This window comes from Ruminiclostridium josui JCM 17888, assembly GCF_000526495.1.
GTDB classification, from domain to species: Bacteria; Bacillota; Clostridia; order Acetivibrionales; family DSM-1351; genus Ruminiclostridium; species Ruminiclostridium josui.
In genome coordinates this window covers 3,042,859-3,055,095 of record NZ_JAGE01000001.1, presented here as the reverse complement: position 1 = coordinate 3,055,095, position 12,237 = coordinate 3,042,859, and the positions used below count along the sequence as shown (strand labels likewise).

The 12,237-nt window shown below is 34.3% G+C and carries 11 protein-coding genes and 1 tRNA gene; 6 read left to right on the top strand and 6 right to left on the bottom strand.

Annotation, left to right across the window (positions count from 1 at the left end):
• Window positions 1-87 precede the first annotated feature (87 nt).
• On the bottom strand, window positions 88-237 hold the full coding sequence (locus tag K412_RS22320; protein WP_157833829.1) for a hypothetical protein: 150 nt from the start codon (window positions 235-237) through the stop codon (window positions 88-90).
• Window positions 238-371: 134 nt separating this feature from the next.
• Here K412_RS22320 and K412_RS22930 point away from each other — a divergent pair, with 134 nt between their 5' ends.
• On the top strand, window positions 372-1,376 hold the full coding sequence (locus K412_RS22930) for a CAP domain-containing protein (protein ID WP_024833657.1): 1,005 nt from the start codon (window positions 372-374) through the stop codon (window positions 1,374-1,376).
• A gap of 45 nt (window positions 1,377-1,421) precedes the next feature.
• Here the strand turns inward: K412_RS22930 and mscL are convergent, their stop codons facing one another.
• Together mscL and hcp are read right to left on the bottom strand one after the other, a co-directional pair.
• Window positions 1,422-1,835, bottom strand: coding sequence for a large-conductance mechanosensitive channel protein MscL (mscL, locus tag K412_RS0113745; RefSeq protein WP_024833656.1), 414 nt, complete (start codon window positions 1,833-1,835; stop codon window positions 1,422-1,424).
• 297 nt (window positions 1,836-2,132) lie between these two features.
• Window positions 2,133-3,701 (bottom strand): hydroxylamine reductase, encoded by a 1,569-nt coding sequence (gene hcp / locus K412_RS0113740; RefSeq protein WP_024833655.1) that lies wholly within the window; start codon window positions 3,699-3,701, stop codon window positions 2,133-2,135.
• A gap of 126 nt (window positions 3,702-3,827) precedes the next feature.
• Here hcp and K412_RS0113735 point away from each other — a divergent pair, with 126 nt between their 5' ends.
• The 4 genes from K412_RS0113735 (at window position 3,828) to K412_RS0113720 (ending at window position 7,353) form a co-directional block, all read left to right on the top strand.
• Window positions 3,828-4,496, top strand: a complete 669-nt coding sequence (locus tag K412_RS0113735) for a Crp/Fnr family transcriptional regulator (RefSeq protein ID WP_024833654.1) — start codon at window positions 3,828-3,830, stop codon at window positions 4,494-4,496.
• A 127-nt stretch (window positions 4,497-4,623) separates the two neighbouring features.
• Window positions 4,624-5,796 carry an MFS transporter gene (locus K412_RS0113730; protein ID WP_024833653.1) on the top strand — a complete coding sequence of 391 codons (1,173 nt, stop codon included), beginning with the start codon at window positions 4,624-4,626 and terminating at the stop codon, window positions 5,794-5,796.
• 108 nt (window positions 5,797-5,904) lie between these two features.
• Window positions 5,905-5,987: transfer RNA gene (locus tag K412_RS0113725), tRNA-Leu, on the top strand.
• A 136-nt stretch (window positions 5,988-6,123) separates the two neighbouring features.
• Window positions 6,124-7,353, top strand: coding sequence for a hypothetical protein (locus K412_RS0113720; protein ID WP_024833652.1), 1,230 nt, complete (start codon window positions 6,124-6,126; stop codon window positions 7,351-7,353).
• A 57-nt stretch (window positions 7,354-7,410) separates the two neighbouring features.
• On the opposite strand, the gene K412_RS0113715 is transcribed toward K412_RS0113720, so the two are convergent.
• Window positions 7,411-8,463 (bottom strand): HD-GYP domain-containing protein, encoded by a 1,053-nt coding sequence (locus K412_RS0113715; RefSeq protein ID WP_024833651.1) that lies wholly within the window; start codon window positions 8,461-8,463, stop codon window positions 7,411-7,413.
• 373 nt (window positions 8,464-8,836) lie between these two features.
• Between K412_RS0113715 and K412_RS0113710 the strand changes: the two genes are divergently transcribed.
• Complete coding sequence (locus tag K412_RS0113710; RefSeq protein ID WP_024833650.1) at window positions 8,837-9,646, top strand: metallophosphoesterase; 810 nt, start codon at window positions 8,837-8,839, stop codon at window positions 9,644-9,646.
• Between the two features lie 62 nt (window positions 9,647-9,708).
• Here K412_RS0113710 and K412_RS0113705 read toward each other — a convergent pair whose 3' ends face one another.
• On the bottom strand, window positions 9,709-11,439 hold the full coding sequence (locus K412_RS0113705) for a phospho-sugar mutase (RefSeq protein ID WP_024833649.1): 1,731 nt from the start codon (window positions 11,437-11,439) through the stop codon (window positions 9,709-9,711).
• 92 nt (window positions 11,440-11,531) lie between these two features.
• Window positions 11,532-12,224, bottom strand: a complete 693-nt coding sequence (locus K412_RS0113700; RefSeq protein ID WP_024833648.1) for a hypothetical protein — start codon at window positions 12,222-12,224, stop codon at window positions 11,532-11,534.
• Window positions 12,225-12,237 lie beyond the last annotated feature (13 nt).

The following is a 12,237-nucleotide window of genomic DNA, read 5'->3' as shown; positions in this document are numbered from 1 at the left end:
ACATATATTTTCTAATATATTAATACCCTTATTTGTTAAAAGTAAACAATATCTTACCTAATTCCATTAAAAAAATAGTAATATTAACTAACCTTCAAAAGTTATTATAGTAAGTTTTGGCCTGTCTATCCCACTTCCTGTAAGGCCTGCAACCAAAAACCACATCCTTGAACAGATATCTGTATACCCACTGTAAATAATTGGGGGGTTGTTACATCTGACTATGAGTGTTAACATAATGTCCATACCCCGGTAGGCTGATGAATATTACGCTGATAATTCTTTTGGCAGAAGCAACGTCGCAAGAACGCTGATTATGGGCAAGAAGAAGAAACGAACGTAAAATTAATCGAAACTAATGGAGGTAAAATATGAATAAAAAATCATCTATAGTAATTTCAAGTGTAGCTGCATGTGCTATTTTAGCATCAGCCTTTGCTTTTAACGGTTTTGCAATCGGAAATACAAAAGCTGAAAGTATTGCAGCACAAGATACAGCAAAAATCAGCCAATCAACAAATGCACCATCAAAAATACTAGAGTCAATAATATCTAAAGTATCACAAGCTACAGCACAAAATAGTAATAATGTATCCGACTCAAGTAAAGTGACTGTTAACAGTGCAGCCACAAATACTTCAAAATCAACAAATTGCCCAACAAAAAATAATGTTGATACAACTGCTCCGGCAAACAAAGTACAAAATTCTTATAATCAGCCAACTACAGCTACCAATAACAATATCCAATCAGCAGATATTATGGATAAGCTGCAAAAAATAGCATATAAAAATAATTGCAATAACTCAACTGCCAAAAATAATAGTTATTCAAATATTCAGTCTGCATTGAATTCATTATTGAATTCGGGGTCATCAGCAGCTAAGCCTGCTGCTTCAAAACCATCAACAACAAAACCATCACCAGCAAAGCCATCAGCTTCCAAGCCTGCTGCCCAAACACCTGCAGCAGCTTCAACAGCAAGCGGTGATTATGCTGCTTTCCAGAAGAGAGTTGTTGAACTTGTTAACGCTGAAAGAGCTAAAAACGGCTTAAAGCCTTTAACAATGAATGCTCAGGTTAACAAAACAGCAACACTTAAATCACAGGATATGGCTAAATTGGGGTACTTCGATCACAATTCACCAACTTATGGCTCACCATTTGATATGATGAAAAAATATGGCATCAGCTACAGAACCGCAGGTGAAAACATTGCAATGGGACAAACCACACCTGAACAGGTAATGAATGGTTGGATGAACTCTCCTGGACACAGAGCAAACATCCTTAAATCATCATTTACACAGATTGGTGTAGGTGTAGCAAAGAATTCTAGCGGAAGATTATACTGGACTCAGCAGTTTATAGGCTAATAATAGAACCTCCATTCATGAAACTTGAATGGAGGTTTTTTTATTTTACTTTCTCAGCAAATCTCTGATTTCAGTAAGTAACTGTACTTCTGGCGACGGCTTCTCTTCTTTTACTTCTTGTGTTTCCTCCACCTTTTTTCTTTTCAGCATATTTATAAACTTTACCATCATAAATACAACAAAAGAAATTATAAGAAAATTAACTACTTGTTGAATAAATGAGCCAAAATATACTGCTACTTCAGGTATGTCTCCCTTTGCCGCTTTTAATGTCCATTTAAAATCAGAAAAGTTTATGCCCCCTATTATAAATCCTATAACAGGCATAATAATCTGATTTACAAGTGAATTAACTATGGCTGTAAATGCAGAACCAATTATGACACCCACAGCCAAATCCACTACATTTCCTCTAGATATAAACTCTTTGAATTCAGAAATAAAAATTGATTTTTTCATAACAACATCCTTTTAATATTTAATTACTATGTAAAATTAGTATGTACAAATCTTACATAAATTAACGAAATGATTAAACTTATGTTAACCACAATTATTATTCTACAACTGAGAATTTCAGAACAGCCTTTAAGTGAGGTTAAAAAATATCTATATAATATAATAAAAAAAAGTCCAACCATCTATGACTTTTTGAATCGTAAATGATTGAACCAAAGTATATTTTATATATTGGGAGAATCCCAGCCTACTCATAGCACTATGCATATAAAAAGGCCGGGAATATTAACTTTATGCTTATCCGAGAATCTTTTTCAAATCCTCATCAGGAGTAGAAATCGGGCTGATGTTGAATTTCTCTACTAATATATTTAATACATTTTGTGAAATAAATGCAGGCAGTGTAGGCCCAAGGTAAATATTCTTAATTCCAAGAGAAAGCAGAGTCAGTAGTATGCAAACGGCTTTCTGTTCGTACCACGAAAGTACCAGTGAGAGAGGCAATTCATTTATATCACACTCAAAAGCGTTAGCCAGAGCAGCAGCAACCTGTATTGCACTGTATGCATCATTACACTGTCCCATATCCATAATTCTTGGAAGTCCACCTATTTCACCGATATCGAGGTCATTGAAGCGGAACTTTCCACAAGCAAGTGTCAATATTACAGTATCTTTTGGTGTTTTCTTAACAAATTCTGTGTAGTAGTTTCTTCCTACCTTCGCACCATCACATCCTCCTACTAAGAAGAAGTGTTTTATTGCTCCTGCCTTAACAGCATCAATTACCTTATCTGCTACCGAGAGAACAGTACCCCTTGCAAAACCGGTTGTTAATGTATCACCGCCGTTAATACCTGTAAACCTTGTGTCTTCCTTGTATCCACCAAGTTCAAGTGCTTTGTTTATTACAGGAGTAAAGTCCTTTTCTTCTCCTATATGAACCATTTCGGGATATGCAACTACCTCAGTTGTAAACACTCTGTCGCTGTAGCTTGGTTTTACAGGCATAAGACAGTTTGTTGTAAACAGTACAGGAGCCGGAAGATTATCAAATTCCTTCTGCTGATTCTGCCAAGCTGTACCAAAGTTACCTTTCAAATGAGGGTATGCTTTAAGTTTAGGGTATGCATGGGCAGGAAGCATTTCACCGTGAGTATAAATGTTGATTCCCTTATCCTTTGTCTGCTCCAGAAGAAGGTACAAATCGTAAAGGTCGTGACCTGAAATCACAATAAAAGGACCCTTTTCAACTGTCATTGGCACGGAAGTAGGAACTGGAGTTCCATAGGTTTCTGTATTTGCCTTATCAAGAAGAGCCATACACTTTAAATTAACTTCCCCTGTTTCCATAACAATTGACAGCAGTTCATCAATAGACATATCACTTCCTACGGCTCTTAGTGCCTTGTAGAAGAATGTGTTAACATCTTCATCAGAATATCCGAGAATCATTGCATGGTATGCATAAGCTGCCATTCCTCTGATTCCAAATAAAATAAGAGATTTCAATGAGCGAATGTCTTCATGAGCATTCCATACTTTTTCCATATCATAATTATTATGTACTGCAACTCCATTTACCAAGCTTAATTTCTCGCTATTAACTTTATCAATATGTCTAAGAATAGATGCATTGTCAAAGTTAACATTTGTTATTGTTATAAACAGACCTTCAATAATTGTTTTATGAGTACGATGGGTTGGTTTAGCATTTTGTGCTGTATTTGCAAGTCCAATCATAGCACCTGTAAGCAAATCCTGATAATTTGATGTATCTGCTTTTTTACCACAGACACCTGCACCTCCTGTGCACCCTTTTCCTCCTGCTGTTTGTTCACATTGAAAACAAAACATATCTGACATAATATAACTCCTTTCAAAAAACATTTATTTTATTTAATTTGATTTTGTATTGATTGACTTTACGAGATGATTATACTAAACTTGATTTAGGAAATCGGTTGCATTTGCAACAAGGAGTAAAAATTTATGAATAATTCAATAGAAATATTAAAACAAGTGGCAATTTTTCAAAACGTAAGCGATAAAAGTATTCTCCATATGTTGAATTGTCTTGGAGCCTATGAGCAAGTTTATTCTAAAAATGATATCCTGCTGCTGGCAGGGGACAAGGTATCCTCTGTAGGGATAATTCTATCTGGTTCTGCCCAGATTGTTAAAGAAGATATAATGGGTAACAGAAATATAGTATCTGAAATCGGTGTTGCAGACATGTTCGGGGAAGCTTTTGCATGTGCAAATGTATCGAAAAGTCCGGTAACAGTCCTTACTACTACGGGATGTACTGTAATGTATATAAAGTTTAGCAGGATTATTACAACCTGTTCTTCTGCCTGCAGCTTTCACACCATGCTTATTTCAAATATGCTTTCACTTATTGCACAGAAAAATATATTTCTTAATAACAAAATAGATATTCTGTCACAGAGATCAATTCGTGAAAAGTTAATGGCCTATTTCTCAATGCAAATCCAAAAATCCGGAAAAAATAGATTTAGAATTCCTTTTTCACGTGACGAACTTGCAGACTTTTTATGTATAAACAGAAGTGCTTTATCAAGAGAATTATCTAAGATGAAACAAGAAAACATACTTGATTTTGACAGGAATGAATTTGAGATATACCCGATGGAGTAGCAGACTCAGGGGATTGATTTTATCCATTTGTAGAACCTTTATTTTTTAATATAATTTATATTTTTGTAAAAAATAAAGACTGCAAAAGTATTATGTAAAATCATCTGAGCATTGACCGGAGGTATTGATGTCAATAAAAGCAAAATTACTATTAACTGTAAGTGCACTTTTCACCCTTGCAATGGGCATTTCAAATGTCTTTCTTAATATCCTATTATGGAAAGAATCAAAGAACTTTATAGTTTTAGCAGAGTATAATCTTATGCAATATGTATTCCACCCCCCTGCTTTTCTTTTTGCAGGATGGCTGTCAAAAAGAAAAAACGGCATATGGTCACTTAGGTTAGGAATACTTTTTTATATTATTTTCTTTGGGCTTATCCTCTTATTTGAAGACAAAATTTCAAAATTCGTGTTGCTATTCGGTATATTATATGGAGTAGCCGCAGGTTTTTACTGGCTTGCCTTTAATGTTCTAAGTTTTGATTTTACGTCCACCGAAAACAGAGATACATTTAATGGATATAATGGCTCCATTGCAGGTATCTGCGGTGCTGTTGCACCTATTTCTTCCGCATATATAATAAATAAAAATATTATGGGAATGGGTTACACAATAGTATTTTCTATCTCACTGCTGTTATTTATAGTACTGATATTGATATCCTTTTTATTAAAAGCAGAATATTACGGAAGTAAAATGAATATTAAAAAGATATTTGGCAGTAACTCTTATGATTGGAGCTTTTTAAGAAAAGGCTTGTTCATATGGGGCTTTAGAGATGTCATAATAGGATTTCTTATAGTTGTCCTTGTTTTTAAAACTACGGGTAGCGAATGGTCTGTTGGAACTTTTTCACTGATTGCTTCTGTTATTTCATCAGTAGCTTTTGTAGTTGAACAAAAGCTTATTAAACCAAAATTGAGGATAAAATCAATGCTAGCAGGTGCTATATTAATGTTTATAGCAGTATGGGGTTTGGTTGTCAATATCAGTTATGAAACCCTATTGTTGTATATGATAATGGAATCAGCATTTCTGCCCTTCTTTCTGGTTCCTTTTTCTTCTGCCAGTTTTAATATAATTAGTCTCCAGCACCAGGAAGATTTGCGGCTTGAATATATTATTAACAGGGAAATCGTTCTTAACATCGGTAGAATTGTAAGTCTTCTTATATTAATAGGCTTATTATGGTTTATAAAATACGACCAAAGCCTTAACTATTTTTTACTGTTTATAGGCTGTACACAAATCATATCTCTGTACTTTTTACGAAAAATGAAAGTCTGGGGATTGTAATTTTCACGAAATTATATTAAATTAGTCATTTGATATGACCATAAAAAAATTTTATTTAATATTTTGTTGACAAAACTATCAAATGTATTTATAATAAAAACTGCTCGTGCGGATGTGGCGGAATTGGCAGACGCGCTGGATTTAGGTTCCAGTGGGCGACCGTGGGGGTTCAAGTCCCTTCATCCGCACCAAAAGAGAGTTTCACAATTGTGAAACTCTCTTTTTTATTCCATAATGTCACATAAAAGTAATTTTAAATAAAAATTGACACATTTTGGTGTATAGTGTATTATTTCAAATAAAAATACATAACAGGAGAAAAATACTATGAATGAAAGAGTCTACACCAAGGTACAATTTATTGGCCATGTGTTAAGTTCTACCCCACTGCTAAAGGAATCTGTTGAGGGAATAAGCGATTGGGGAATTTATCTTGGCCTCGCGAATGATAATGATGATATAAATGCCCGTTTACAAATAGTGTCAGATGTACTAACACAGGTAATCAGCATTGGCGATATCAGCAAAGACCCTTCTACACTAAAAGTATTTACATTGCCTGAATTTTTCTGGAGAGGGATTAAGGGTGCATATTTAAATTCACAAAAAGCTAACGATGAAATGTACAAAAAAATAAGTGACGGCCTTATTAATATTATTAAGACTTTGGAAAAGCAATATGATTTCAGTGACTGGCTTTTCTTATTCGGTTCTATTCTGACAACCTTCGATATCCCCGACTGTATAACTGATACAGACAAAACACTTTCAAAAGTTGGCGATGATTATTTAAGCGTATACAGCATACTAAAAAAATCTACAAGCAGTAAAAATATTCCAAAAGTCTCTCACTTGCTGAAAATTATCGATAAAAAACAATCATCAGAAAGCAGCTATGACCAGGAACTATCAGATTTGCTGTGCGATATATTGAATATGAGTGACGGTTTAGCCAATAAAATAGTTTATAACAGGTGTTTTATTTATTACAGACAAAATACAATATCCATTCAAAAGCAATTCAAGTCCAAAGAAGACTTTATTTTAAATAACCCTTCTGCTTCAAAAGGCATAGTTGAAAATTACCTGCAAACAATGGTTAACTATCCACCTATATCTGATACTAATAATCCCGTACAGACATTAACCTACTCAACATTTAACTGCGGAGGATTGAATATAGGTGTTGAAATCTGTCTTGACCACAGTAGAAAAAGACTCTTTAATTATTTATGCGAGAAAAAAATAAAGGAATTAGATATTCAAATAGTAATATCTTGCGGCATGTCTTTGAGAAAGGATTCTGCTGCAACAAAACAAGGCGGTATACTATTTAATTGCGACGGAGAATATATTATAGATGGTGATGCTCAAAACGGAGATTGCTGTCACTCACAGTTAAAAACTTTTAGTTTTGATGTAAGCTGCGGTCCGATGCTGTCAGACCATATTCCTGCATCAATTGTTACAGATGTTAAATCTTCTGCTGCTGAGAAAAAGCTTTATCCTCGTGGATTGGGACAAATACATGTTTATAGTCCTCAAAAAATAAAATAACAGTTATGGTTATAATAAATAAGCAGAGATGACTTATTTTACGTCTCTCTGCTTGTTTTAACATGATGATACTATAGAATAATTCTTACAGGTTTCCAGATTTATTTCTTCATAGGGATATTTTGAAGTTCCGTCAGAGTTTTCAAACAATCTGACAATGGGAATATGCGACTTGTTCACTCCTATAACAATTCCCTTTTCTCCGCTGCTCATAGTAACTTCAGTGCCAATAGGATATGGCGGAATAACCTTAAGGAAACAGCTTAAAACTTGTGAATCAAGGAGCAAATTATTAATAGACTCAAGATAATTTATAGCATTTAGCGTTCCCATTTTCTTGCGGTATATCCTGTCCGATGTCAAAGCATCAAATATATCTGTCACAGCTACTATCTTTGAATAAAGATGTATCTCCTCCTTATGCAAAGCCATTGGATAGCCTTTTCCGTCGCATCTCTCATGGTGATTCAATGCAACCAATGCAGACTTATCACTAATACCCGGTATATTTTTTAGGATATCATAACCTAACTTTGAATGACGTTTTATAACTTCAAATTCTTCATTGGAAAGCGAAGACTTCTTATTCAGTATTTCTGTAGGTATCAAAACTTTACCAATATCATGTAAAAGTGCACCTACTCCCAGTTCCTGAAGTTCAGCCTGACTAAGCTTAAGATTTATCCCTATTATTAAGGACAGAATACAGACATTTACACTGTGAGAAAAAGTATACCCATCAAAGGTTTTTATATCCATCAGATTAACAATTATTTCTTCGGAATCAAGGATATCATTTAAGATTTTATCTACAATTGAAATGATATTTCCGGATGGTGGCATACCTTCTAAACTATACTTTTCCATAGTTTGTTTCATAAAGCGAATGGCTTCCAGCCTAGTGACGTCTTTTATTACGTCTTTTACTTGTACATCCTTTGAGCAATTATCCTCAATATACAATTCAGTAATACCAAGAGAGGCAATTTTTGCTAAGTGGGTTGGTGTTAATACAGTTCCTGTATCAAATAACATTGATGAACCATCATAATATACAGCCTTCCCTAATGTCATTCCTGCCTGGCAGTTTGAAATATTAATCTTTCTCATTGTTTCCTCTTCAGCCTAAAACCGTGCGCTAAGCCAGACATACCCCGTAGCATGACAGCTCCAGCACTGCTTTGATTTCTAGTATTCCGGGACATTAAAATACAATCCGGAACAATTTGTGTATAATAATTGTAGAAACATTATCTAAAGCTTAATTACACTACTACCGAATTACGTTGTATTTTATGATTTGACTATTAATTAACCCCAGTTCTTATTTGATGTGACAAAATTTAGTATCTACCAAAACAATTATACTTTTTTTCCCAATTAATATCAACAAAATTTTGTTTTATTTTACAAAGAAAATATTTTAGAATATACTTTATTTATAACATTATTTAGAATAATGAATTAAAAACAGGAGAAATTAATGAGTTACTTTATAATAACAGGCATTGTAATACTTCTGCTGGTTTATATGCTGTTTGAAACCATTCTGATAAAAAAGAATTATATCAATTTTAGTAAAAGTTCAAAAGGCCTTAAAATCGCACATTTATCCGATTTACATGTAAATCATATTCATATTAGCAATAAGAGGATTGTAAACGCATTAAAAGAAATTAATCCTGATGTGGTTCTCATATCAGGAGACTATATTGAGACAGAGAATGATATTCCGAAAGCTCTTGATTTAATAAAAGCAATAGCTGATATTTTCCCAGTATACCTTACACTTGGGAATCATGACCATAAAGCACACCTCAATAAAAAAGATGGCGTACAAGGCTTTATTGTACAACTAGAAGAAACTGGGGCTTTGGTACTGAACAACTCATCCACAAGCATTTTAAAAAATAATACTACTTACAATATTGTTGGTATTGATGATCTGAAAAGAGGAAAACCCGATTTGGCTAAAGCATTTGCAAATATAGATTCCTCCACTCATAACCGCATTAATATTGTATTTTCCCATAACCCTGATACAGTACTTACATTATCTAAAGACCAAGCTGACTACTTTTTATGCGGTCATTTTCACGGCGGACAAATTTGGATGCCTTTTCATCTGGAGTTCAAAATTCTTAGAAAAGAACAGCTTTGCAGGATGGGATACAGGAGAGGGCTTCATAAAATCAACGGAATAGTTGTTTATATTAACAGAGGCTTGGGTAATGTTCTGATTCCTTTACGATTTTTTTCTGTACCGGAAATTGCAGTTATCCAGCTTCCTTAGTCAAAAACCCTTAAAGCAGGTGAAACTAACCTGTTTTAAGGGTTTTATTTGCTAAACTTAAATTATAAAAGTGGCTTTATGACATCAAGAACTCCAGCCTTAAACCTTTCAAGCTTATCCTGAGATAAATTCAAAGTCTTGTCCGACACTCCGTAATATATCTTTATTTTAGGCTCTGTTCCAGATGGTCTAACACAGAACCATGAACCGTCTTCCATTTCAAAATAAAGAACATCGGACTCAGGTAAAGTTATTTTCTCGGTAGCTCCGCTTGCAATAACATACCTTTCTGATTTCTTGTAATCTCTTATAGCCTTAACCTTGATACCTCCAAATGCTTCATATCTGGTATTTCTCATAGTTGACAAGGCTTCTTTTATTTTCATAACTCCATCCTTGCCCTCAAGGGTAAAGGAACTTATACCCTCAACAAAATAACCATACTTTTCATAAACATTTATGAGTGCGTCATACAATGAAATACCTTTTGCCTTGTAGTAAGCAGCCATCTCGGCTATAAGCATTGATGCAACTACAGCATCCTTGTCTCTAACATCTGTTCCTGCAAGATAACCGTAACTTTCTTCAAAACCAAACAAATATTTCTGGTTTCCGTTTTCGTCTCTAAGCTTTATCTGTTCTCCTATAAATTTGAAGCCTGTCAAAACCTCAACCAACTCAATATTATAATAATTGGCTATAACCCTTGCAAGTTCCGTTGTAACTATTGTTTTTACAACAAAACCGTTAGCAGGAAGCTTTCCTTCTTCTTTCATTGCAGTGAGTATATATTCCAACAGCAAACACCCTGTCTGGTTACCAGTGAGAACTGCATATTCCCCATCATTTTTTCTAACAACTACACCTACTCTGTCGCTGTCCGGGTCAGTTCCAATAATTAAATCAACATCATTTTCTGACGCAAGCTTGATTGCAAACTCGAAGGCTGATCTTTCTTCAGGGTTTGGGGATTTTACAGTTGAGAACTGTGAATCTGGAAGCTCCTGTTCCTTGACAACTAGTACGTGTTTAAAGCCACTTTCTGCAAGTATTCTTCTTACAGGCTTATTACCCGCTCCGTGCAGTGGGGTGTATACGATTTTAAAAGTATCTGCTACCTTGGCAGCAGCGTCCTTATTTATTCTCAGCTTCTTTAGCATCTCAATATATGCATCATCAACTTCACTGCCTATAATTTGAAGGAGGCCTTTACTTATAGCTTCTTCCTTTGAAATAATGTTAACTTTTGTAATGTCTTCAATCTTATTTATTTCAGATATAACCGCATTTGAGCCGTCGATAGAAAGCTGTCCGCCGTCTTCTCCGTACACCTTGTAACCATTGTACTCCTTTGGGTTATGACTTGCAGTTACAACTACTCCCGCAGCAGCTTTCAAATATCTTACTGCAAATGACAATTGAGGTGTAGGTCTCAATTCATCAAACAAATAAGCTTTAATACCATTGGCACAAAATACCTTTGCAGCTTCCAATGAAAACTCCGGTGACATAAAGCGTGAGTCATATGCTATTACAATGCCTTTATCCTGTTTTCCCAGGTGGTTTATATAATTTGCCAAGCCCTGTGAAGCAACTCTGACAGTATAGATATTTATTCTGTTGGTTCCGGCTCCGATAATACCCCTGAGCCCTCCTGTGCCAAACTCAAGGCTTTTATAGAATCTGTCTTCAACTTCCTTGGCATCGTTTTTTATAGATAAAAGTTCTTTTTTTGTATCTTGATCGAAATATTCATTATCCAACCAAAAGTTAAGTTTTGAAAGGTATTCCATTATATAAGCAACCTCCTAAAAATTTCATTTGAATACTAGTATATCATAAATGTAATCAAATTCAATGAAGATTGAAAAGTTGAATGGAAAATCTAAAATGTAAAAATTTTATTTATCTGTGAAAGTTTTGAAGTGATATAAAAACTATATAAGATATTACGTTTAATAAGCCTGTAGAAATGATTTAAGGTATATGCTACCTCATTTATAACTCCGGATTTTTCAAAAAAATCCTCAGTATCAAAATTTACACCTTCAATAGGCTTATAGGCTTTTAAACAACCACTATAGGAAGTATATCTTTCAAGAAGAGTATGAATCTCGTCAGGAATGATATTTTTAAAAGTACATGTATCCCATAAAACATTACCTTCTACAAGAGTTCTTACTACGAAATCAGAACACGTATATGCCTTGTATGTGTCGAATTTGCACCCCAATAAAACACCTATTGCAGCTAAAGAATTGTAGATATTCTCTTCCCTATCATTTTTTATTTTATATATAAATAATTTAATTGCTTCATACTGTTCTTCCGTTACAGGAATTTTGAAAACCTTTATACAAACATCATTCTGCTTTCCGAGAGTAAACCTTTCCGGAAATTCTTTTACAAATCCCCCAACCAGAGGATTAGAAGCCCTATAGCGAGCAAAGGAATACATCTCGTTCAGATTCTCCGTAAGACTTATAGAAGAATGATTATAGAAGCTTCTGGTAAATACCCTTATAAATTTCCCCATCATAGTAGGGGTTGAAGATAATACAACATAAATGTTTTTCATATTTTCACTTCCT

Bases quoted from the DNA above. Each gene is read 5' to 3' on its own strand.
- K412_RS0113730 (WP_024833653.1), top strand. From the start codon at position 4,624: ATGTCAATAAAAGCAAAATTACTATTAACTGTAAGTGCACTTTTCACC.
- K412_RS0113705 (WP_024833649.1), bottom strand. From the start codon at position 11,439: ATGGAATACCTTTCAAAACTTAACTTTTGGTTGGATAATGAATATTTC.
- K412_RS0113735 (WP_024833654.1), top strand. From the start codon at position 3,828: ATGAATAATTCAATAGAAATATTAAAACAAGTGGCAATTTTTCAAAAC.
- K412_RS0113720 (WP_024833652.1), top strand. From the start codon at position 6,124: ATGAATGAAAGAGTCTACACCAAGGTACAATTTATTGGCCATGTGTTA.
- K412_RS0113710 (WP_024833650.1), top strand. From the start codon at position 8,837: ATGAGTTACTTTATAATAACAGGCATTGTAATACTTCTGCTGGTTTAT.
- K412_RS0113700 (WP_024833648.1), bottom strand. From the start codon at position 12,224: ATGAAAAACATTTATGTTGTATTATCTTCAACCCCTACTATGATGGGG.
- K412_RS0113715 (WP_024833651.1), bottom strand. From the start codon at position 8,463: ATGAGAAAGATTAATATTTCAAACTGCCAGGCAGGAATGACATTAGGG.
- mscL (WP_024833656.1), bottom strand. From the start codon at position 1,835: ATGAAAAAATCAATTTTTATTTCTGAATTCAAAGAGTTTATATCTAGA.
- K412_RS22320 (WP_157833829.1), bottom strand. From the start codon at position 237: ATGTTAACACTCATAGTCAGATGTAACAACCCCCCAATTATTTACAGT.
- hcp (WP_024833655.1), bottom strand. From the start codon at position 3,701: ATGTCAGATATGTTTTGTTTTCAATGTGAACAAACAGCAGGAGGAAAA.
- K412_RS22930 (WP_024833657.1), top strand. From the start codon at position 372: ATGAATAAAAAATCATCTATAGTAATTTCAAGTGTAGCTGCATGTGCT.